The 20,942-nt window shown below is 54.8% G+C and carries 21 protein-coding genes; 6 read left to right on the top strand and 15 right to left on the bottom strand.

The genetic code is table 11. The features are described from left to right. Positions 1-58: 58 nt before the first annotated feature. The 3 genes from proS to SCARR_RS26700 all read right to left on the bottom strand — a co-directional run bounded on the left by proS (position 59) and on the right by SCARR_RS26700 (position 3,857). Positions 59-1,579: a proline--tRNA ligase gene (gene proS / locus SCARR_RS26690; protein WP_136065567.1), complete on the bottom strand. Its 1,521-nt coding sequence runs from the start codon at positions 1,577-1,579 to the stop codon at positions 59-61. A 353-nt stretch (positions 1,580-1,932) separates the two neighbouring features. Further along, entirely contained in the window at positions 1,933-2,970 is a 1,038-nt protein-coding gene (locus tag SCARR_RS26695) for a virulence RhuM family protein (protein WP_136065569.1), read from the bottom strand. A gap of 137 nt (positions 2,971-3,107) precedes the next feature. Beyond that, positions 3,108-3,857: a TIR domain-containing protein gene (locus tag SCARR_RS26700; RefSeq protein ID WP_136065571.1), complete on the bottom strand. Its 750-nt coding sequence runs from the start codon at positions 3,855-3,857 to the stop codon at positions 3,108-3,110. A 394-nt stretch (positions 3,858-4,251) separates the two neighbouring features. Here SCARR_RS26700 and SCARR_RS26705 point away from each other — a divergent pair, with 394 nt between their 5' ends. From SCARR_RS26705 to SCARR_RS26715, 3 genes are all read left to right on the top strand, one after another. Then, entirely contained in the window at positions 4,252-5,271 is a 1,020-nt protein-coding gene (locus SCARR_RS26705; RefSeq protein WP_136065573.1) for a hypothetical protein, read from the top strand. 58 nt (positions 5,272-5,329) lie between these two features. After that, positions 5,330-6,355, top strand: coding sequence for a hypothetical protein (locus tag SCARR_RS26710; RefSeq protein WP_136065575.1), 1,026 nt, complete (start codon positions 5,330-5,332; stop codon positions 6,353-6,355). A gap of 155 nt (positions 6,356-6,510) precedes the next feature. After that, on the top strand, positions 6,511-6,999 hold the full coding sequence (locus tag SCARR_RS26715) for a 3'-5' exonuclease (protein WP_136065577.1): 489 nt from the start codon (positions 6,511-6,513) through the stop codon (positions 6,997-6,999). A 393-nt stretch (positions 7,000-7,392) separates the two neighbouring features. Here SCARR_RS26715 and SCARR_RS26720 read toward each other — a convergent pair whose 3' ends face one another. From SCARR_RS26720 to SCARR_RS26760, 9 genes are all read right to left on the bottom strand, one after another. Beyond that, positions 7,393-8,094, bottom strand: coding sequence for an RluA family pseudouridine synthase (locus tag SCARR_RS26720; RefSeq protein WP_136065579.1), 702 nt, complete (start codon positions 8,092-8,094; stop codon positions 7,393-7,395). Between the two features lie 114 nt (positions 8,095-8,208). Then, positions 8,209-8,580, bottom strand: a complete 372-nt coding sequence (locus tag SCARR_RS26725; RefSeq protein WP_222846483.1) for a DUF6172 family protein — start codon at positions 8,578-8,580, stop codon at positions 8,209-8,211. A gap of 17 nt (positions 8,581-8,597) precedes the next feature. After that, positions 8,598-9,113 (bottom strand): ribonuclease HI, encoded by a 516-nt coding sequence (gene rnhA / locus SCARR_RS26730; protein ID WP_407984931.1) that lies wholly within the window; start codon positions 9,111-9,113, stop codon positions 8,598-8,600. A 100-nt stretch (positions 9,114-9,213) separates the two neighbouring features. Then, positions 9,214-10,326, bottom strand: coding sequence for a DEAD/DEAH box helicase (locus SCARR_RS26735; RefSeq protein WP_136065583.1), 1,113 nt, complete (start codon positions 10,324-10,326; stop codon positions 9,214-9,216). Between the two features lie 311 nt (positions 10,327-10,637). Further along, positions 10,638-11,540: a ThuA domain-containing protein gene (locus tag SCARR_RS26740; RefSeq protein ID WP_168433648.1), complete on the bottom strand. Its 903-nt coding sequence runs from the start codon at positions 11,538-11,540 to the stop codon at positions 10,638-10,640. Positions 11,541-11,576: 36 nt separating this feature from the next. Further along, positions 11,577-12,179 (bottom strand): HAD-IA family hydrolase, encoded by a 603-nt coding sequence (locus tag SCARR_RS26745; protein ID WP_136065587.1) that lies wholly within the window; start codon positions 12,177-12,179, stop codon positions 11,577-11,579. Positions 12,180-12,183: 4 nt separating this feature from the next. Further along, complete coding sequence (brnA, locus tag SCARR_RS26750) at positions 12,184-12,411, bottom strand: type II toxin-antitoxin system BrnA family antitoxin (protein ID WP_136065589.1); 228 nt, start codon at positions 12,409-12,411, stop codon at positions 12,184-12,186. Then, a complete protein-coding gene (locus tag SCARR_RS26755) occupies positions 12,401-12,661 on the bottom strand; it encodes a BrnT family toxin (RefSeq protein ID WP_136065591.1) in 261 nt (86 codons plus the stop codon). Before SCARR_RS26755 ends, brnA begins: the two co-directional genes overlap by 11 nt. A gap of 120 nt (positions 12,662-12,781) precedes the next feature. Beyond that, the gene (locus SCARR_RS26760; RefSeq protein ID WP_222846484.1) at positions 12,782-13,840 is read right to left on the bottom strand and encodes an AraC family transcriptional regulator; all 1,059 of its coding nucleotides are present in this window, start codon (positions 13,838-13,840) and stop codon (positions 12,782-12,784) included. Between the two features lie 81 nt (positions 13,841-13,921). On the opposite strand from SCARR_RS26760, the gene SCARR_RS26765 reads away from it, so the two are divergent. Genes SCARR_RS26765 through SCARR_RS26775 form a run of 3 tightly spaced genes read left to right on the top strand, consistent with a single transcriptional unit; the run spans position 13,922 to position 17,648 of the window. After that, positions 13,922-14,764 (top strand): sugar phosphate isomerase/epimerase family protein, encoded by an 843-nt coding sequence (locus SCARR_RS26765; RefSeq protein ID WP_136065593.1) that lies wholly within the window; start codon positions 13,922-13,924, stop codon positions 14,762-14,764. Positions 14,765-14,778: 14 nt separating this feature from the next. Beyond that, positions 14,779-16,101, top strand: coding sequence for a Gfo/Idh/MocA family oxidoreductase (locus tag SCARR_RS26770; RefSeq protein WP_222846485.1), 1,323 nt, complete (start codon positions 14,779-14,781; stop codon positions 16,099-16,101). Next, positions 16,101-17,648, top strand: a complete 1,548-nt coding sequence (locus tag SCARR_RS26775) for a DUF6807 family protein (protein ID WP_136065597.1) — start codon at positions 16,101-16,103, stop codon at positions 17,646-17,648. The genes SCARR_RS26770 and SCARR_RS26775 overlap by 1 nt, the downstream gene beginning before the upstream one ends. Here SCARR_RS26775 and SCARR_RS26780 read toward each other — a convergent pair. The 3 genes from SCARR_RS26780 to SCARR_RS26790 all read right to left on the bottom strand — a co-directional run bounded on the left by SCARR_RS26780 (position 17,641) and on the right by SCARR_RS26790 (position 20,871). Beyond that, a complete protein-coding gene (locus tag SCARR_RS26780; protein WP_136065599.1) occupies positions 17,641-19,101 on the bottom strand; it encodes an FAD-binding oxidoreductase in 1,461 nt (486 codons plus the stop codon). The genes SCARR_RS26775 and SCARR_RS26780 overlap by 8 nt on opposite strands. Positions 19,102-19,164: 63 nt before the next feature. Continuing rightward, positions 19,165-19,896 (bottom strand): pseudouridine synthase, encoded by a 732-nt coding sequence (locus SCARR_RS26785; protein ID WP_136065601.1) that lies wholly within the window; start codon positions 19,894-19,896, stop codon positions 19,165-19,167. Between the two features lie 114 nt (positions 19,897-20,010). Then, positions 20,011-20,871 carry a PocR ligand-binding domain-containing protein gene (locus tag SCARR_RS26790; protein WP_168433649.1) on the bottom strand — a complete coding sequence of 287 codons (861 nt, stop codon included), beginning with the start codon at positions 20,869-20,871 and terminating at the stop codon, positions 20,011-20,013. Positions 20,872-20,942: the final 71 nt, after the last annotated feature.

Consider the following 20,942-nt stretch of genomic DNA (forward strand, 5'->3'; position numbering starts at 1 on the left):
ATTCGTGAAACGCGAAGCGTGATCACTCATTCACGTTTCACGCCTCAATCGTCACTCGTTAATAACTCTTCGCAAACACCACGCGTCCGGCACTCGGCTTGCCGCAGCAGATGCACTCGCCCGCCCCACTCTCCGCGCGGTCGAACGGAACCGTTCGGATCGTTACGGAAAGCTCGTCGTTGATCTTGTCTTCACATTCCGCGGCGTCGCACCAATGGCTCATGGCAAATCCGCCGTGCGCCTCCGGGCGATTCTTGTTTTCCGGCGTAAAAAACTGCACAAATTCATCGTAAGAGTCGATTTCCTTCGTATTCGCCGCCCGATGCTCGAGCGCCCGCTGCAGCAGTCCCTGCTGGATGTCTTCCAAGGTCTGGACAATGCCGTCCACGAAAGCATCCTTATCGACGCCCTCTTTCTTGCCGGTGTCGCGGCGCACCATAAACACGGAATTATTCGCCATATCGCGCGGCCCCACCTCGGCACGGACCGGAATGCCCTTTTTGACCCAACTCCAGCCCTTTTCACCGGCATTAATGTCGCGGGCGTCAACGACCACTTCCACATCGCGTTCGTGGAAACGTTTCTCGCGCAGCTTGGAGGCCAGCTCGTTGCAGTAGGCCAAAATCGACTCGCGGTCCTCTTCGTTGCGGATGATCGGCAGAATCACCACGTGGCTCGGCGCCAAGCGCGGCGGCATAATCATGCCGTCGTCGTCGCCGTGCGTCATAATCATGCCACCGATCAAACGGGTCGAAACGCCCCACGACGTGGTCCATGCATAGTCCTTGGCGCCGTCGCGGTTGCTGTATTGAATGCCCGACGCCTTCGCAAAGTTTTGGCCGAGGAAGTGGCTCGTTCCCGCCTGAAGCGCCTTGCGGTCCTGCATCATGGCCTCGATGCACAGCGTGTTGACCGCGCCCGGGAAACGCTCGCCGGCCGTCTTTTCGCCTATCAGCACCGGCATCGCCATGAATTCTTCGGCGAAGGTTTGGTAGACATCGAGCATCTTGCGGGTTTCTTCCAATGCTTCCGCTTCGGTTTCGTGGGCGGTGTGCCCTTCCTGCCATAGAAACTCAGCGGTACGCAGGAACAGGCGCGTGCGCATTTCCCAGCGCACCACGTTGGCCCACTGGTTGATCAGAATCGGCAGATCGCGGTAGCTCTCCACCCACTTGGCATAGGTGGCGCCAATAATCGTTTCCGAGGTCGGACGTACAATCAGCGGCTCTTCCAGCTCGCCGGCCGGATGCAGCTTGCCGTCGTCGCCCTGCTCCAGCCGATGATGCGTCACGACAGCGCACTCCTTGGCAAAACCGTCTACATGCTCCGCTTCCTTTTCCAGATAACTCAAAGGGATAAACAGCGGGAAATAGGCATTCACATGCCCCGTATCCTTGAACATTTTGTCCAGTCCACGCTGAATGTTTTCCCATAGGGCATAGCCCCAAGGCTTGATCACCATGCAGCCGCGCACATCGCTGTTTTCCGCCAATTCGGCGGCACGCACCACTTGCTGGTACCACTCTGGATAGTTTTCGTCACGGGTCGGCGTAACCGCCGTTTTCTTCTGCTTTGCCATAGTTAAAACCAGTTATTTGTTAAGAGTTATTCGTTAATCGTCCGATGCACAGAGAAGTCAATCCTGATCCCTAATACCCATTAACGATTAACCGCCGGTTTCACCGGCTCCAAAAATGAAGCGCGCAATCTACAGGAGCGCCAACCGGAATTCACGCGAAAAAGAAGACGGAGACGAGCGTGGGGCCGGATTCCAATCCGGCGCCCTGCGCACAGAAGGCGCCGGATTGGACGCGCTTAAGCGTAGCGAAAATAATTTGCGAAGCAAATAGTGACCAGCGGGAGCGTTTCACCGAGGCTTGAGGAACGAAAGCAATGAAATGGCAATCCGGCCCCACGCCGTTCATAAGACCGCTAATGCGGATCTGGCCCGTCATTTTGCGACGCGTTGTTCGCCGTGAGCGACTTCAAGTCGTTTTCAAGTTCACGCAGGTTGTTTTCACGCTCCAACTGCGTCTGCTCATCCTTGAAGTGCTTGTATTCCAGTTCAGATTTTTCCACCGCCACCGCATGGCTTATTTTTCCCGCATGATCCAGCAGCTCCCGGCCGTTGAGCTGAATGATGGAATCCAGCCGATCCGCCCAATCCTTCATGTACATCGGGGTATGCTGCTGCGCCATCGTTTCGGCAAAGGCAAGGTATTGCTCCACCAGCAACCCCAACAGCCTGATTTCACTTTCCGCTAAATAGTTTTTGGCAATGCTGACATCACTTTTACGTATGGCTTTCGCATCTGCTTTGTCGAACGACTTCATACCCATCAATGGGAGCGCCGCGTCCGCACGCCGATAGACCAGTTCCGCGGCGGTTTGTTCGCTGATCGCCCACAGCAGCTTGTTCTGAACCACCTTGAAAAATTCATGGGTCTGATCCGACGCAGGGTCGTAGTCGATGCTGGTCGTATAGATGTCTTTGATCTTCTGGTAGAAAAACCGTTCCGAAAGGCGGATTTCCCGGATGCGTTCCTGCAGTTCGTCGAAGTAGAGCATCGACTGCCCCGTCTTAAACCGGTCGTCGTTTAGCGCAAATCCCTTTACGATGTATTCCTTAAGCCGCTGGGTCGCCCAGATACGGAACCGGGTGGCCACTTGGCTTTTGACTCGGTAGCCAACGGAAAGAATCGCATCCAAGTTATAAAACGCCAGGGTTCGATTAACTGCTCGATTCCCTTCCTGACGAACTACCGAGAAATCCTCGGTAGTTGCCGAACGCTCCAATTCACCTTCTTCATATATATTTTTCAGGTGCAGCGAAATATTGTCAGAGGAACAGTCAAACAACACCGCCATATGCGCCTGCGTCAGCCAGACCGTCTCATCCTCCAAGCGCACATCAAGACTGATTTTCCCATCGGGATTCTGGTAGATAAGGATTTCCGAGTTGCTGTTCATTTATTCACTTCGATCCATTTTTGATATGAGGTCATTTGCTCTTCACTTCTTCCTCGCACCAATATCAAAGGACTGACCCCTTCGACGGAGCCAGCGATAGAGTGAACGCGCTTAATGGTGGTTAGGCAATCCTGTTTTCATGCCAACCCAATGGCTTCAAGTTCCCTTTGGATTTCCAACACTTTCTCTTCGATGTTGTTTTGAAACTGGATTCTAGAAATTCCATCAATGTCCGATTGCACTGTTGCTCCGTCCTTGAGGAGGAGACAGACACGGGGAATACCAAGACGACCCACAAACCAACCCGCTTCGAAAATCACATTGGGTCTGGCTTGGTGGTAGGGGGTGGCGTGGTTAGCAATCTCGTCATCTGGCGTGATTAGGGCAAAGGCCAGGGCACAGGCGGATGCCGTATGCTCGAATTTATCGAGCAATGCCCGGCTCATGCCGGGCTTGCTCATCATGACGACAGGGTTGAGACCAAAATTGTCTTGGAGAAGCGATCGAAGACGGTGTGTATTCAATTCGTCATGACCGTGAATGATGAAAACATTTTTCCCTGCTGGTGGGATTGATGGCTGAGACATTGGGTTTGCCAGCTCCTGTCCAGATATGAACTCGAGGTAGTTCAAGATGTGCTCAAATTCCACGAACAGCGCCGTGTATTGATCCTCCGTAATCTCACGCAGTCCTTTGATGGTGTTAGCTTTCACGTACTTGCGCACAATGGGTGCCTTGAGTCCGTAAAGCGCCTGAAGGGCGCTCTTTGCCCGCGCAATAAATGGCCGACGATTAGACTTCTTGCTGAAGTCGTTCAGCGCACGTACCCCTGCAGAGTGTGCAGAACGGAACCTCGCGATCAGAATTGGCGTTTCATTCGTTTCCATTGATTCTCCATTTGCCTAACGTCAAAGCTCAGCCGCTGTGCCTTGTACCTTGCCTGACTCGCCGGGAAATGGGGTCAAAATAGAAAATGGGGTCAGTCCTATGAAATGATGTTTTCTGCATTTCCCCTATCCCCTGTAGCCGTTCCCTAAAAGACATACGCTTCAAAATTAGTAGCCATTATACCCCGCATTAATCACTTCTGCCAGTCATTGGTTCAGAAAAAGTCTTTGGCGCGACAAGGTGGCGAATGACTTTCTGGAGTGCGGTAATTTTATGGAGTGCGGCGGGAACTGGAAGGCACCGCGCTTTGCGCACGAAAAGCGGTGTCGCCCGCGGGTTGTCCAATATCGATGGGCGCACCGCGTCGCTTTTGAAAGCAACAGGGGAAACAAAATGAAGCGATCGACTACGTTTGTGCTGGCGGCTATTTTTTCGGCGGCGCTTTTGAATACGCAAGCCAAAGAAATGAAGCCGTGGATGCTGGAAAAAGGCGCCGTAGTATTTGCGGAGGATTTTTCGGGCGCGCTCGATCCGCAAGTGTGGAGTTCGGCCAAAGGAACGTGGGTGGTTGAAAACGGCGCGCTGAAGGGCGTGGAGCGGGCGGACGACCACCATGCGGCGGCGATCCGAAGAGCAGCATCGATGCGGCATGTGATTATCCAGTTCGACTTCCGCTTTGACGGCAGTCCGGGATTTTCGCTGAGCATGAACCACGACGGCGGGCATAACTCGCGCATCGTATTCACTCCGGACAGCTTCGCCATGAGGAAAGACCTCAACAAAAAAGATCCGGCGGACTTTTCGGCCATCCTCGGCGAATGCACCTGCACCTTCGAACCGGGCAAGTGGTACACGATGCTGGTGGAATACCATGGGAAGGAAATGCTCGCCCGTATCGACGACCAGGCCTTCATTCTCGGTGCGCACAGCTATATCGACCAGGAACGCACAAGCATCGGCTTCCCGGTTCTTGGCGACTCGGCCTCGTTCGACCATGTGAAAGTGTGGGAAGGCACGCTGCGCAGCGACTGGAACGCGCGTCGCATCAAGCTCGCCCAAACCCAGGCGAAACGGCCGGGCATCGAGCACAAGAATCCCAAAGACGCGTGGCGGGCGGGCGAATCGAAGCTGCGTATGGAGTTGATGGAGAACGATCCTTCTTTCCGGGCCATGGTTCAGAAGCGGGCGGCCATCGACGCCAATCTTAAAGCCGCCTATCCCAAAGCGTTCCGGACCAATGCCAAGGGCGCAGCGGAAAAGGCGGCCCTGATGAATACAGATCCCGCATTCAAACAGTTGATGAGAGACCTGAATCTTGCCCGCAAGGCGGAGCGCGAATACATGCACAAAAAGGATCCCGGGCTGACCGGGCTCTACGTCCGAATGCAAACGTCTCGCAAACCGAAGAAGTGACAGCCCCCCTCAGTGGATGAAAAATGTCCGCGCGCAACGCCTGATAAATGGAGAAAAAATGAACCGAACGATGCTCCCAATGCTGCTTTTACTCCCGTTGCTGAACGTTTCATATGCCCAAACGCCGCCGCCGCAAATCCATGAAAACCTGATCACAGACAAGGACTACCATTACAGTATTAGCCTGCCGAACACGTGGACGATTGAGCAGGACAACGTCTCCACCACCCTCCGGAAGCTAAAAGCATTCTCCCCCGACAAAACCAAGATTGTTTTTGTCTATTCGATAAAGACCAACCGCAAAATCAATACTGGAAAACTGCAAGCCATGGGAACCAAGTGGTTCAAGGACATCGGAACCAAGATAGAAGAACATCAGTATACGGAGCTGACCTCAAAGAAAAAAACAGAACTAGGCTTTATAAAAAACCTTGTGCTGAATCCGACCGAAATCGAGGAATTGTACTGCACCCGTGATGGAAAGGTATTCACCCTCGTTCGCTCCTATGCAAAGGGAAACCACGGATACAATGTCATTGTCCGCTCCGTCGGCAAAGATTTCCCGCTGGCGCTCCACGCCGCCGGCACCTTCAATGCCAACCCTTCAACGAAAGACAACCTCAAGAACCTGTGGAAACGGAACAACGAAAACGGCTCGTGGATTTTCCACACGAAAAGAAAAGACGAAACCATGGCCGAACATCTTGTTAGAATCTCAAAAGAAATGGTGCCGTATATTCTCTTTGCGCTGTACGCAGGCGTGTGCGGCTTTGCTGGAATGAAGCTCAGGAAAGGTATCGAAATCAAGCGGGCCTTGAAAAAATTCAAGCAGGAAGAAGGCCCCGGGGCAACACTTCCGAAGCTGTACTTCAAGATGCGCAGAAAAGCGAATGGCATATTCTTCGGCATATTTTTTTCGTGGACCGTGCTGTCCGCCGCTACATACCTTCTGCTTTCCTTGAAATCCACCCTATATTACGCGGGCCTCTCCTTGGCGATGATCGTTGCCGGCATCTTTGGCGTTGTATTCACCGTTAACGACAAGCCTGACCTTTCAGGATGCGATCCAGCAGATTCGCTGTGACATTGCCGGGAATGCACGGACACGCCAACCGTCTCGCCTCTATGCCTGCCAAAACAAGTCCATGTCCGCCGGCTGAAAAGGTGCCGTCGACCGGACTTTCCGTGAAAATCAAAGAAAATTGTTCCCCTAAGTCGAAAAGCGGATACATTGACTCAATGAATTTTACGGCCATCGATTTTGAAACCGCCACCGGCAAGCGCGACAGCGCGTGCGCCGTCGGCATAGTTACCGTGGAAAACGGCGCAATCACCGAAGAGTTTTATTCGCTGATCCAGCCACCGGGAAACGCCTACTTCGGCATGAACATTGCTGTGCACGGCATCCGCCCGCACAACACCATCAATGCTCCGACCTTTGAAGAGCTCTATCCCAACATAAAAAGTCGTTTGCAGAATCGCACCATCGTCGCGCATAACGAGGTGTTCGACCGTTCGGTCTTAAAGCGCACGATGGAATACTACGACCTGCACTACGGCGAGCTCGGACTGGCCGACCGCTGGGAATGCACCATGCGCATCTACAAGGCCAAGGGATACGTGCCGTACAAGCTGAACAGCTGCTGCGACCGGCTCGGCATCCACCTCACGCACCACGAAGCCCTCTCCGACGCCATCGGCTGCGCCAAGCTCTACCTCAGGCGCTAACCAGTGACGATTGATGTAGGCTGGGTGCCCCACCCGGCGCGCGTCCGCGCCGTCCTCCACACCGCTCCGCCGAACGCCCGGTCGGGGGACCGGAGCCTACACGACGCAGCAGCGCCTATCTGCCTGTGCCCTGAACCGTTGTGCTTCAGATTCCTCCTGAGCAGTTACGACGGCTGCAATAAATGTGGCGCCGGATTCCAATCCGGCGCTACGGAACCGGCCCGGCAATCCCTTTATGGAGCGCAGCGTTTCATCGTCGCCTGCGTGGACAGAGATTCCCGCGCAGGGCCGGATGCGATGAAACGCATCCCCTCCAACAAGAGCCTCTGCCGTCTTCGTGCCTCTTGCACCTCTTCACGGCAATCCTCTCTCATGAATCAAGAGCAGGCGCGCCTACTTCATCAAGGTGTTGAAATAGGCGGGCATTTCGGTTTCGAAGGTCATCGGTTCCTTGGAGAAGGGATGCACGATGGAAAGGGACGTCGCGTGCAGGCAAAGGCGTTTGGCGCTGTTGCGCTGCCGGCCGTATTTTGTGTCGCCCGCCACCGGGCAGCCCTGGTCGGCCATATGCACGCGGATCTGGTTTTTCCGGCCCGTCAAAAGACGGACTTCCAGCAGGCTGTACTTGGCAGACTCCTTTAAGACCTTATACAAGGTCTGGGCCAGCTTGCCTTTTTCCGGATCGGATACGGAATACATTTTCTGGGCGCTGTTCTCGACGAGATAGGAGGTAATCTTTCCTGACTTTTCCTTTAGCGTTCCGCAGACAACGGCATAGTAAATTTTTGTGAAGTTCGTCCATTCGCGCTGAAAGAAGCGCTTGACCTTCTCGCTCTTGGCAAAGACGAGAACCCCGGAGGTGTCGCGGTCCAGGCGGTGGACGACATATACCCGGGCGCTTGATTTGGAGTTTCCTTTCCGAACATATTCGTTAAGGAGATACTGCGCCGTTTTTTGCCGCTCCGTTTCGGTGCTGACCGTCAAGAGCCCGTTCGTCTTGTTCACGACGAGGATGTCCCAATCCTCATAAAGGATCTCCAGCCCCTTGGGATGGTATTTTTTGGATGGCTGCTTGAAGGGTTTCTTGTTTTGCATAGGACTTCCGTGTCAGTTTCCGCGCACGCCCGATGAGGGCATCGGGCCTACATGCTCAACGGTTCGTGTAGGCCGGGTGCCCCACCCGGCGCTCTGCCGCACTTCCGTTATCAGTTAGTCCTCGCCGAAGGTTTTTAATTTGGGGAGCACCGGCTTCGGCGGCTCCACCGGAGCAGCCGCCTCGGGCTCCGCTTCTTCTCCAGCCGGCTTGGCGCGGACGCCCTCTTTTGCCAGAATTTCCACGTAAAACGAAAGCAGGCCGCGCGCTTCGACATCGTTGATGCATTTGTCGAGCTCCGACAAATGAACCACCTTTGCCTCAACCTCGGTGTCGCCGAATTTGCAGTCGAAATCCCAGAAATCGACGCCTTTCGGAAGCTCCTTGCGACGCTCCCGCTTGATGTATTTCCGAACGTCGTGTTTTGCACCGTCAACTAAACGGGCGTACTTAATCTTGGGATGGGTCAGTTCAAATGTCTTTTTCATGGTATTCCTTATTGTTTCTACAGGCTGAACAGGTCGCCTTCGGGCAGCGCGGCGTCTGGATTTTCAAACGCGAGGTCGGCCGGCAGGTTTTTGCCCTGCGAGGCCGCCACGGCGAGCGCGTCGCACCGCTCGTTTTCTGGATGCTCGTTATGCCCCTTCACCCATTTAAATTCAACTTTATGTTCGTCGCAGCAATCGAGCAGCTGCGTCCAGAGGTCGGGGTTTTTGGCGGCCTTCGACGGCGAAAGCATCCACCCTCTGGAGCGCCACTTTTTGGCCCAGCCTTTGACCATGGCGTTCACCACATATTTTGAGTCGCTCGTCAGCACCACCGCGCACGGATGCTTCAACGAGCGGATCCCTTCAATGCAGGCGAGCAGCTCCATGCGGTTGTTGGTGGTTTTGCGGAATCCGCCAGACAGCTCACGCTTGTTGCCGTTGGCAATGAGCACCACGCCGTAGCCCCCCGGCCCAGGATTTCCCTTGCACGCCCCATCGGTGTAGATTTGGATGATATCCGGCATCTGTTTTATGAATTAGGTTTTAAGTGTTTAAGAACAGACCTCGGATGAAACATGCCAACCCGTCGCATATTCTTCGAGCCCTTCGTGTCTTTGTGTTTAACGCGCTCGTCTAGGCGATTTCGCGGAAGGTGATGCCGAGCTCGCGCTCGAGGCGGACCAGCTGCTTTTCTTCGTGGTGGGTAATGAGCGCAAGAGAGATGCCGGTCTTGCCGGCACGGGCCGTGCGTCCGCTGCGGTGCGTATAGTATTCGTTCTTTTCCGGCAACTGATGATGGATGACGAACGAGAGCCCCTCCACATCGATGCCGCGCGCCGCCACGTCGGTGGTGATGAGAATGCGCGCGCGCCCCTTCTTGAACATGCGCATAACCTTGTCGCGCTCGGTCTGCATCAGATCGCCGTGCAGAACGACGTTGGAAAAGCCATACGGCTCCAGCGCTTCCCCGAAAGCAATGGTATCCGCGCGGGTGCGGCAAAAAATGAGGCCGCGTTGCTCGCCTCGGGCCTTCAGGAATCCAACAATCCGCTCCAGCTTTTCCCCTTCCTTGCAACGGATGTATTCATTCCGGATATTGGGGTTCACGATATTTTTCTTGTCGATCTTCAAAACCGGCGCATCGGCCGCCAAATGCTTGTGGATCATCTTTTTAATGCCGAGGGGCATCGTGGCCGAAAACAGCCAGATGTGGCGCGAACCGCGGGTCATGGTCATGATCGAGTCAATATCGTCACGGAAGCCGAGCTTAAGCATTTCGTCGGCCTCGTCGAGCACGAGGGTTTTAACGTGCGAAAGGTCGACCGCTTTACGCCGGATCAGGTCCATCAGACGGCCGGGGGTCGCCACCAGAATCTGAGTGGGCCGCTTCAGGGCTTCGATCTGCCGGTCAATCTTGTCGCCGCCGCAGACGACTTCGGAAAATATTTGCTCGGTGTACTTGGTAAACTTGAAGAGTTGCTTCTGCACCTGCTTCGCCAGCTCGCGGGTGGGAGCAAGGACAACGCCTTGAATCTTAGGGTACGTGGGATCGACGCTGGCCAGCAGCGGAAGGCCGAACGCCGCGGTTTTGCCGGTGCCGGTCTGGGCCTGCCCCACAAAGTCGGTGGTTTTTCCCAGCAGCATGGGAATGGTCTTGGCTTGGATATCGGTCGGGATCTGGATGCCCAGTTCCGCAAGCCCTTTAATATAACCCTCGGCAATGCCAAGTTCTTTAAACGTATTCATATCCATCCATCCTTGCTGGTTTTACTTAGGAAACGGGGGAACCTGCACTTAAGGCGCGCCCGACTCCAGTTAATACTTCGGGAAAGTGTTCCGCCACATGGCCTAAAGCGGCTGCGCAACAGATTTATTGATGCAAAATGATTTGGAGCAAAATGATTACTGTGAGGGATGTCTGTTTTAAATTATTTTGCTCATAATTATTTTGGAAAAGCGGTATCTGAAGGGGATTTAACTGTTGGTGCTGAACAGGTAAAGGGTCATCCATCAAGGAACGCAAAATGACAAGAAATTGGAATGCAAGAAACTACAACTTATTTTGACGCCGGATAGGCGCGCAAGTTGGCGGAAGCCGCTGTCGGGAAATCGGCGGGCACCGCCGCATCGATTGGCCGTCCCGCCAACCACTGCACCGTGCGGGGCAGCAGGGTTTGGAATCCGGCGCAGCAGATTCCCTTCGGCTCCTGCTGATCTTTCCACACATGCCCGAAGGTGGAGTTGTAGACGCGGCCCTTTCCATAGTCCACCGTCCATTCAATCGGAAAATTGAGCCCGGTCTTCGCATCCCTGGCATAAGAGAGCACCGTCAGGTTTGCTGCGGGACCGCGCGCATAGCGGTAAATTTCAATATCAGCCGCCGTCCATTCCCGAGGCAGGCCCGCGTGGATCGGATGATCTCCCAAGCGCGTCAAATGGGCATCCACCCGTTTCCCGTGACTCGTCTTTTCCCCTTCGCCGGCAGGGACGCGAACGACCTGACCCTCGTCATCAATGGTGACCGCCCAGCCAAAATCCGCTTTACGCCAGCCCAAACCGATCATCCGGTTGTAGGCATTCCAATGCGGGAACGCATTGTTGGCGGAATGAAATACATAAAGCCCACCGCCCTGATCCACATAGCGCTCCAGCGCGAGCTCCACCGACCGGGGCCACTGGGGGCCGCCGCCAATATCGTTGCAGGTTTGGATTACCACTTCATAAGCTGCAAAATCGGGGTTCCATGAAGCTGCGTCATCCGCAGGGAACGTGGAAATCGAAACATCAAACCCGGGGGTTTGCTCCAGCAACGCCTGCAGGCATCGCGTCGTATGCTTCCAATCGTGGTTGCTGAATCCATCGACGATCAACACCCTGACCGCTTTCCCCTCGCCGGCGGAGGCCATGCTAAACAAACCAAACATGGCCATGAAACATATGCATAATCCTTTTCTTATCATGGTTCCACTCTCCTGAATCACCTGATGCATCGCTTATCAAAGTCCAAAGAACTCATTCGCCGCATTGCGAATGGCCTCGTGGTTTTCGGGAACAAACTGATAGGCCTCAATCCCCGCTTCGCGGGCGACCTCCACATTCTCTGGCTTGTCGTCCAAGAAGAAGCACTCCTCCCCCAAAGCGCCCAGATGATCCAGCACCTTCGTATAAATGGCCATATCCGGTTTGCGAACGCCCATCTTGTACGACATGAACAGCCCGGTCATTTTATCAAAAAACCCGCTCCAATTATTTTCGATGGCATCCACATGATGCTGGGCAATGTTGCTGAGCGTGTAAATCTGAACATCCGCCTTCAGTGCGTCCAGAAAAAGGCCCTGACCGGTTTCGTGCAGCGAAAACATCTTCGACCACATCGCGACTAAATCGTCCACCGTCCATGACAGCCCTTTGGCCTCGTTGAGGTAGTCCACAAAACCGGCGTCGCTAAGCCGGCCCGTTTCAACCGCATCGATCCTTTCCAAATCGCGCGCCGTCAGCGGCTCAACCTCCCGGCCGGCCTCGGCCGCAATTGCATCCAAGAAATCCTGCGCGTTAAAATCGACCAGCACGTTCCCAATATCGAACAAAAAATATTTCATAGCACTATGACGCCTTCTGGTGAAGCCGCTCGTCGATCCACATCTTTATGATCGACTGGCGCGTAACCCCAAGGCGCTTCGCTTCCTGATCAAGCGCACTAACCATCCATGCCGGGAAATCGACGTTTACCCGCTTCGCCTCCAGGTTGGGACGGCGGGCAGACGACAAATCAAAATACTCAAGCACATCTTCGCCATCATCAAATTTTTTATCTAGCTCTTCACCTGTCATAGATCTCAACCTCCTTTACCCTCGCCCTGCGAACCGAGATAATCCGTATATTTTCACTCCGATAGGTGACTATCGCCGTCCAATGCCTATCTTCCATCATGCCGATCATCAAATAACGCTCTTCCTTTGGATCCCTCGAAGGCAACTCAACGAGGTCGCCATCGCCCCACAACTGCTGGGCTTCCACGAAGTCGATGCCGTGCTTCTGCTTATTGGCTGCGCTCTTTAATGGATCAAACTCAAAGGTCATGGATGCATAATGGTATATTTATTATACCTGTCAAGGCGCAGGTAAACCCTTTATGGGTCATATCCCCAAACATGAGCAGCAGGAATTGGGTTTTTATTTCCCCGATGCCGTATTCGCAACTCATTTTACGCCCGAATCAGCCCGGGCACGAAACTGACGCGGAGAGACTCCGAAATTTTTGCGGAATGCTGTTGCGAAATACTGACTGGTAGAAAAACCGCAATCGAACGCGATATCGGTGACGCTCTTTTTCGGTTCTGATTTCAACCTCGTCACGGCCGCATTCAGACGAACCGCATTAAGATACCGCTGCGGTGTCTGATTGGTAATCCTCTTACAGTAATGCACAAAACGGGTCACACCAAGTCCGCAGCTTTGGGCCATGGAGTCGAGTGTCCATTCGTCCGCATAACTGGCTTCCAGAGAGGATAAAAACAGTTCCACACTGCGCTGAGCATCGGTGAGGGATTTTGTACGCGGCACCTTTTGTTCACGGAACAGATCAAGCAGGTGCAGCAACAGTTCATTGGCGCAGACCGCAAGGCGGGATGGACTCTGCTGTTCCTTGATCGTTTTACCGATCTGCCGGAAACAATCATGGATCTCCCCGGTCGCATTCCAGACGGGCTGCTCGTTTTCGCGCAGATAGGCAGTCAATTCGGCGAGGTCCTCGGGCATGATGACCAGCCAGTCCGGCCATTGCCATTCTTGGTGGGGCTGGCGGACCCCGACATCGATAATGATCCAGTGCAGGCGCCCAATTCCAATATTGGGAAGCCCCAGCTTGTGCGGCTGCCACGGGCGGGTAATCGCCAGGTCCCCCGGCTTGAGGAAGATGTCCTGCCCATCCACCGAAAAGGCCATTGAGCCGGTTTCAAGGAAAGAGAGTTCAATGCCTTCGTTCCGGTGCCATGGAAGGCCCCACGACTGTTCTTGCCTGGCGTTCCAGTAGCCTACGGACTGAAGCCCCGGCAAAACGTGACCCGGAACCCGTTCACCCGGATAGGTCGCCCGCCCGATTGCCGACAGCTCCAGCTCGCCTTTTTCAACCGCCTCAATCAATGGATCGCACGAGTCGGCGTGATAGGTCTTGCCCTGCTCTTTATAAATTGGGACATGCTGTTGAGCCATAAAATGAACAGTAAGGATTTCCACCCATTGGAAAAGTAAAATGTTCAAAATCCTTCACTGGCCGGATCGGAACGACGGGAATCGCATTGCCTGCTACCTTCGTCCACTCAATTGGAAAAGGAGTCATACATGAAAATTGGATGCTTTGCACTGGTACAGCCGTTCCTGCCCGTCACCGAACAGCTGAAGTTGATCAAAGAAATGGGCGTCGATTATGCCGACGTGACGGACAACCACGACGGCGGAAGTCTGGGGGCCGAATATGGCTTTGCCGAAACCGTCAGTCTCGACAGTCATCCGTCTAAAATCAAACAGATGGCCGCCGATGCCGGAGTTGAACTGACCGCATTTTGTGCCCACGCCAACCTGCTGGATCCGCCCTCCCCCGACATCTATTCCACCAACCAGATCATCAAGGCCATCCGGCTCGCCGCCGACTGCGGCATTGACCACGTCATCACCACGGAAGGCGATCCCAAAACCGATTTCGGCCAAAACCTGACCGCCGAGGAACAGATCTTCGCCATCACCGAGCGCCTTTATGCGCCGATCCGCTGGGCAGAGGAACTGGGCGTTAAGCTGCTGATCGAAACGCACGGCCAGGTTACAGATAGCGTGGATGCGATGGAAACGCTGCTCGCCAAACTCGGCCACGAAGAGACCGTCGGCATCTGCCTCGACACCGGCAACAGCTGGCTCGGCGACGCGGAGCCGATCGACTATATCAAACGCTTCGGCTCCCGCATTCAGCATGTGCATTGGAAGGACATGCCTGAGGAATGGATTGAAAAACGCGGAAAAAAGTTTGGCTGCGGCATGGCCATCATCCCATTGGGCGACGGCGTGATTGACATACCCGCTATTGTTAATGAACTTAAAGCAGTGGGCTTCGACGGCGCGACAACGCTGGAGATTGCCGGGGAAGATAATGTGAAAACCTCCATCGCCCGTCTGAAAGAATGGATTGCTTAAACGGAGAAAAGAAAATGAATCGTCAAAACTTTCTCAAGACCTCTGCGCTCTTGGGTGCAGCCGCCGGCTTCCCTTCCATTATTCCCGCATCAGCCCTAGGTGCAAACGGAACGGTTGCTCCAAGCAACCGCGTCACTCTGGGCATTATCGGTTGCGGCGGGCGTTCCCAGTCGTGCGGGGAATATTCACGCTATGCAAAATCGGAAATCATTGCCACATGCGATCCGAATACTGAACGGCGGATTAAGCGGGCACAGGAATGGGGTGCTAAAGATCACTACAACGACTTCCGAGAGATGATTGCCCGCGATGATCTCGATGCTGTCCATGTGGTGACCGGCGACTATTGGCATGTGCCGATCTCCATCGCAGCGGCAAAGGAAGGAAAGGATGTCTACTGCGAAAAACCGTTGGGGCTGTGCATCGAGCAGGATCTGGCAACGAGGCAGATTGTTGAAAAATACAACCGTGTTTTCCAGTACGGCACACAGCAGCGCTCCCAGCAGCACTTGCGCATGGGCATCGACCTAGTGCTGAATGGTCATATCGGTGATGTAAAAGAAATATTCGTGTGGGCCCCGAAAGGCGCGAGCGGAGGTTCAACGGCCACCGAACCGGTGCCGGAAGGGTTTGACATGAATCTATGGCTGGGCCCGGCTCCGGATGCACCATTTTCCACCGACCGGTGTTTGAAAGGTTCTGGCGTGTATCACACCTATGACTACGCGATTGGTTTCATTGCCGGCTGGGGCGCTCACCCGGTTGATCAGCTCCAGTGGTGGGCGGACGAAGTTGGCTTGGGCATTCCGGTTGAATACAAAACGACAGGAAAGATTCCAGCAAAGGGACTGTTCAATACATTGACCAACTGGGACATGGAAGCCGTATATGCAAATGGCATCAAGCTGTGGTTTACCGACAACCAGACCGCATTTAAGAAGCAACATGCTCCCGGATTGGATAAAGTGAACAAATTCAAAAACTGCACCATGTTTGTTGGTGAAAAAGACTGGGTCGCCGTTTCACGCGCCGGGATGGTTTGCTCGTCCGAGGAACTGCGCCGCAAGGCCATAGATCCCGGCCCAGTTCATCTCACTCCCAGCACAGGCGGGCATATGGCAAACTTTGCCGACTCCGTCCTATCGCGCAAGCAACCGGTCGCACCGCTTGAATCAGCCATCATGTCCGACATCATCTGCCACATGGGCGACATCGGTGTTCGCACCGGCGAAGCGCTGGGATGGGATCCGGTGAAGGAAACCATTATCGGCAGCGATGCTGCGGTTAAGATGATGCACCGCGATATGCGAGCCCCCTTCGACAAACTGATGGCCTAATGAAAAAGCTGCTACTCTCACTGGCCTTGGTTTCCTCTTCGGTTTTAGCCGGAGTGGAAATTAAGGAATCGCCAAGTTCAGTGTCAGCAGAACTGGATGGAAAAGTTCTGTGGACGTTTAACCATGACCCAGCGGAGGGGAAGCCGTATTTCCATCCGCTTGCCTCGACGGACGGAACTTCGTTCACTGATCTGCGCCCGAAAGACCACCCTTGGCATCGCGGAGTGTGGTTTTCCTGGAAATACATCAATGGCGTGAACTATTGGGAGGAAAGCCGGGAGACCGGAAAGTCCAAGGGCGAAACCCGTATAACGAATATTGAACGCGAGGCGGGAAGCGAACAGGGAGTCCGTCTGAAGCTGGACCTTGAATATGCGCCAACAGAAAGCAAGGCCGTCGTGATGAAAGAACACCGGTCGCTGTTCATCTCCCCGCCGGATGAGACGGGGGCATACACGATCGACTGGTCATCCGAGTTCCAGGCATTGGAAAAGGATCTTGTGCTTGATCGCACGCCGATCCTCGGCGAACCAAAAGGCAAAGCACACGGCGGTTATGCCGGCTGGTCCGTCCGCATGAACAAGGACATGATCGGTGGTGCTTTTCTGAATAGTGAAAGCGAAGAAGGAGCGGATAGGAAACCAGCTGCATGGATGCAGTTTAAATCTCCGAATGGAGGAAGTCTGCTGTTCATGGATCATCCGGACAACCTGAACTATCCATCCAAATGGTATCTCGCACAGGGCATGCCCTACTACAGCCCGGCGGTGATTCACGACGGCCCGCATACCATCCAGGCTGGTGAAGTGCTGAAGCTGCACTATCGCCTGGTGGTTGCCCCCGTTGCGATGACTGCAGAAGCGGCTTCCAAGCATTGGGAAAACTGGACCAGTAGTAAAGTGGTCATCCTTACCGGAGCAAACAACCACAAGTGGAAGGAAACCACTCCGGTGCTGGAAGCGATTCTGGAAGGTTCCGGCCGGTTCGATGTCGACGTGGTTGAAGATCCCGAGCAGCTTACCGCTGAGTTCCTGACGAACTATGACGTGCTTTTGAGCAACTGGAACGCCTACGGGAAAAGCAAACCTGCTCCGTGGCCGGAACAGCTGAAAAAAGCCTACATCGTTTTTGTAAGAAAGGGAGGCGGACATGTGGCGGTGCATGCCGGCTCGTCTTCCTTCGACAAGTGGGATGATTACCACGCCATCTGCTGTGCCTCATGGAAAAAGGGTGAAACCGGACACGGGAAACCGCACAAGTTTGAAGTTCGGATTTCAACGCCCGCTCATCCGGCAGTCCAGGGATTGGAAAACTTTGAAACAACGGACGAGTTGTGGTTCCGGCCGCTGGTGCATCCCGACGCTGAAGTGATCGCCGAATCCTTTTCCGAAACAACCGGAAACTGGGAACCGACCGCATTGGTCAGCCAATTCGGCAAAGGCCGATGCTTCACACTGCTGCTAGGTCACGACAGCGAAAAAATGAAGAAGCCTGGCTTTAAGAAATTGTTCATTTCCGGCACCGAATGGGCGGCGGAAATCAGATAAAAAGATTTCCCGGATTCAATCGGCCATCACGATCAAAAAGGGTTTTCAGCACACGCATTTTCTCAATCCCCTCCTCACCGTACATAAGCTCCAGAAAAGAGGTCTTCAGCTTTCCAATGCCGTGCTCGGCGGAGACGGAGCCCCCCCACTCAACGACCTGCTTTGCCCAATCGAAGTAGAGCGCTCTGCCGGCTTCGTATTCCGCCATGCTGCGGGGCAGAATGTTGACGTGGACGTGGTTGTTGCCAATGTGCCCGAAAATAACGTATTCGAGCCCGGCTTCGGCGAGCCCATCATGATACATGCGCATCACATCCTCCAACCGGTCGTCCGGCACCGACATATCGGTGCCGAGCTTGGTCAGCTCGGGAATCGTTTTCTTGCGCTCCCCGATCAGCATGTTGACCGACTCGGGAATGGCATGCCGGAACTTTTTGAGCGCTTCAATTTCGTGCGCGCCCTCCGCGAACCAGCAATCGACAGCCTCGTCCGCCTTTTCAACAACGGCATCTGGCACCTCGCAATCAAACTCGAAATAGATGGCCGTGCGGCATCCGGACTCCAGCTTCGGCAGATCGGAAAACGCCGCGTTTTCAGCCTTCATCCGGCGCAACAGTGCCAACGATTGGCAGTCGAAAAACTCGATGGCTGAAGGCCGGGCCCCCGGCCCGGCGCCTCGCAGGAACCGCACAAACTCCAAGGCCTCTTCCTCAGCAGCAAAGAAGGCCGTCAGCCCATTCATCTGCCCCGGTTCGGGCAGCAGCCTGATCGTTATTTCGGTGACGACGCCCAGCGTGCCCTCCGCTCCGATAAAGAGATCGACCAGATCCATGTCCGGTTTTACAAAATAACCGGCCGCGTTCTTAATACCGTCACACCTGCGCAGGTGTGACAGATCCGGCAACATGCCCTCAATGCCGCCCAGCTTGAAACCGAGCCCGTCGGCTTTGTGGACGCCGCGCTCAACGTGGATGGTTTCGCCATTCGCCAGCACAACCTCCAACGCCTGAATCCAGTTCCGGACGGCGCCGTAGCGGAACGAGCGCGCACCAGACGCGTTGTTCGCCACCATCCCACCGATGGAAGCCGTGGTTTCGGTGAGGTCGGATGGAAAAAACAGAGCGGGGTCGCCGCCACCGCCTACAGCTTTTCGGATATCGGCGAGCAGCGCGCCGGGCTGGACGGCCATGGTGTCGCCGTTGATTTCGCCGATGGCGTTCATGCGCGACAGGTTGAGAATCAGGCCCCCATCGGGCACACAGCCGCCGGTGATGCCGGTACGCCCGCCTTGGATGGTGACGGGCCAGCCATTCGTAGAGGCGGCCTCCAATGCCTGGGCCACCTCGGTTGTGGAACGGGGAAAGCAAATCGTCTCGGCATGCCCCACCCTGCGCGACTCATCGCAGAGATAATCCGCATGCCCTTCGTTCACATCTAGTATCTGAATAGCCATACATGGATATTAAACACCAAGGCACCAAGAACACAAAGCTTCGTGCCCTTTGAGTCTTTGTGTTTAGAATTTTTCGCCGTCGCCGAGGTAGCGCCATTGGCCGTCGGGGAGGTTGCCAAGAACAACCTTGCCGATGCGGATGCGCTTGAGGCCGACGACCTTTAAACCCACGAGCTCGCACATGCGGCGAATCTGGCGTTTTTTCCCTTCGCGCAGAATAAAACGCAGCTGATCCTGGTTTTGCCAGGTCACCTTCGCGGGTTTGAGCGGTTTCCCGTCGAGCTCCAGCCCATGGTTGAGCAGTTTGAGATCTTCGTCCGAAAGCTCGCCCTGAACGCGCACGAGGTATTCCTTATCGACGTCCGTATCCTCTCCAATGATGCGACGGGCAACGCGGCCGTCCTGCGTGAGCACGAGCAAGCCGTTCGAGTCGATGTCGAGCCGGCCGGCCGGCGCCAGCCCCCGAAGCATGCCGTGATGAAAAGTGCGGCGCGTGCGGTCGTCCTTCCAGTGGTTTTCGCGGGTCAGCAGATCGGAAGCCGGCCGATGGCCGTCTTCCGGCTGGGCCGAAACATAGCCGATGGTTTTGTTGATCAAAAACGTCGCCTGGGCATCGCGGCGTTTCAGCCCCTCTTCGGCCAGTTCAATTTTCTGGTCGGGGAAAATCTTGCTTCCAAGCTCGGAGATGACTTCGCCGTCCACCAGCACCAGCCCTCGTTCAATGTAGCGGTCGGCCTCGCGCCGGGAGCACATGCCCCGCGTTGCCATGATTTTTGATATGCGTTCTTTTTCCATAGCGGGGAATCTAACGCGACTTGGCTGCAGAAGAAATAGGCAAAATAATTTTGTGGCAGAATAATTTCAGGTTCCGAAGCAGGAAAAATAATTCTGCCCCTCCATTATGCGGCCCTATCTCCCGGCTGCGCCAGTCGCTTTGGACTCTAAGGACTTTCGGCATTCGCTCGGCGAGATGCCGTGAAACTTGCGGAAGATGCGGGAAAAGTAGAGCGGATCGTCGTAGCCGACCGCGAGTGCAATTTCGGCCACAGGGCTGTTGGGCCGGGCCTTGAGCTGGGCCACCGCCTGCTCCATCCGGTGACCGACCAAATATTGCTTAAAGCTCCGGCCGGTCACTTTCTTGAACAGGCGCGTTACCGTCGACGGGCTCCGCCCGACCATTCGCGAGGCTTCTTCGAGAGGAAGCTCCAACTCGGGATGGTCGTGAATCCGCTGGATGACGGGTTGCAGCAGGTCGTAGTCCTTATGATGAATGAGCTGTTTGCTGATAATGAATTCCATCAACAGCCGGAACATGGACAGCAGGGTTTCAATCTTCTCTTCCGGAAAGACCGGCGTGCGCTTATATTCTTCCTGCAGTGCATCGGTGCCCTGCGAGGCTTTCCAGTCGCTGGAATAAGGCGAAATATCCGGAGCGGCCCCGCTGCGGAACTGGCCGGGCATCACAAAGCCCACCAACTCGCCGCCCACATACAGCGGGGCAACAGCCTCCATCATACCGGCGTGACAGGTGTAGGTAACCATTTCCTGACGTTCCAGCGCCTTGTCCATCATCTTGCGATCAAGGTCTCGGCACTTCGAATCCATGCCCAGCGTTTCGCGCAACATGATGCAATGCGGGCAATTTGGACGGCCCACGGCATCGGGATAGATCAGTTTCCCGTCGGGGCTGAAGAGCGAGATGCGGATGCCGTGAAGCTCCGTGTAGAGGTCGAATATTTCAGAGACCTTTTGGCTTATGGTATGGTGCATACATTCCAACATGTTGATAAAAGAGCACAAGACGCCCGATTTGTCCATGCCTTTGCCGGTTTATCCTATGG

Source organism: Pontiella sulfatireligans (genome assembly GCF_900890705.1).
GTDB classification, from domain to species: domain Bacteria; phylum Verrucomicrobiota; class Kiritimatiellia; order Kiritimatiellales; family Pontiellaceae; genus Pontiella; species Pontiella sulfatireligans.

Excerpts from the sequence above, each read along its gene's own strand:
- SCARR_RS26755 (WP_136065591.1), bottom strand. The coding sequence starts at position 12,661 with ATGACCTTTGAGTTTGATCCATTAAAGAGCGCAGCCAATAAGCAGAAG.
- SCARR_RS26770 (WP_222846485.1), top strand. The coding sequence starts at position 14,779 with ATGAATCGTCAAAACTTTCTCAAGACCTCTGCGCTCTTGGGTGCAGCC.
- SCARR_RS26715 (WP_136065577.1), top strand. The coding sequence starts at position 6,511 with ATGAATTTTACGGCCATCGATTTTGAAACCGCCACCGGCAAGCGCGAC.
- SCARR_RS26740 (WP_168433648.1), bottom strand. The coding sequence starts at position 11,540 with ATGATAAGAAAAGGATTATGCATATGTTTCATGGCCATGTTTGGTTTG.
- SCARR_RS26775 (WP_136065597.1), top strand. The coding sequence starts at position 16,101 with ATGAAAAAGCTGCTACTCTCACTGGCCTTGGTTTCCTCTTCGGTTTTA.
- SCARR_RS26725 (WP_222846483.1), bottom strand. The coding sequence starts at position 8,580 with ATGAAAAAGACATTTGAACTGACCCATCCCAAGATTAAGTACGCCCGT.
- SCARR_RS26765 (WP_136065593.1), top strand. The coding sequence starts at position 13,922 with ATGAAAATTGGATGCTTTGCACTGGTACAGCCGTTCCTGCCCGTCACC.
- SCARR_RS26695 (WP_136065569.1), bottom strand. The coding sequence starts at position 2,970 with ATGAACAGCAACTCGGAAATCCTTATCTACCAGAATCCCGATGGGAAA.
- SCARR_RS26710 (WP_136065575.1), top strand. The coding sequence starts at position 5,330 with ATGAACCGAACGATGCTCCCAATGCTGCTTTTACTCCCGTTGCTGAAC.
- SCARR_RS26705 (WP_136065573.1), top strand. The coding sequence starts at position 4,252 with ATGAAGCGATCGACTACGTTTGTGCTGGCGGCTATTTTTTCGGCGGCG.
- SCARR_RS26785 (WP_136065601.1), bottom strand. The coding sequence starts at position 19,896 with ATGGAAAAAGAACGCATATCAAAAATCATGGCAACGCGGGGCATGTGC.
- SCARR_RS26745 (WP_136065587.1), bottom strand. The coding sequence starts at position 12,179 with ATGAAATATTTTTTGTTCGATATTGGGAACGTGCTGGTCGATTTTAAC.
- SCARR_RS26790 (WP_168433649.1), bottom strand. The coding sequence starts at position 20,871 with ATGCACCATACCATAAGCCAAAAGGTCTCTGAAATATTCGACCTCTAC.
- SCARR_RS26780 (WP_136065599.1), bottom strand. The coding sequence starts at position 19,101 with ATGGCTATTCAGATACTAGATGTGAACGAAGGGCATGCGGATTATCTC.
- brnA (WP_136065589.1), bottom strand. The coding sequence starts at position 12,411 with ATGACAGGTGAAGAGCTAGATAAAAAATTTGATGATGGCGAAGATGTG.
- SCARR_RS26720 (WP_136065579.1), bottom strand. The coding sequence starts at position 8,094 with ATGCAAAACAAGAAACCCTTCAAGCAGCCATCCAAAAAATACCATCCC.
- SCARR_RS26700 (WP_136065571.1), bottom strand. The coding sequence starts at position 3,857 with ATGGAAACGAATGAAACGCCAATTCTGATCGCGAGGTTCCGTTCTGCA.
- proS (WP_136065567.1), bottom strand. The coding sequence starts at position 1,579 with ATGGCAAAGCAGAAGAAAACGGCGGTTACGCCGACCCGTGACGAAAAC.
- SCARR_RS26735 (WP_136065583.1), bottom strand. The coding sequence starts at position 10,326 with ATGAATACGTTTAAAGAACTTGGCATTGCCGAGGGTTATATTAAAGGG.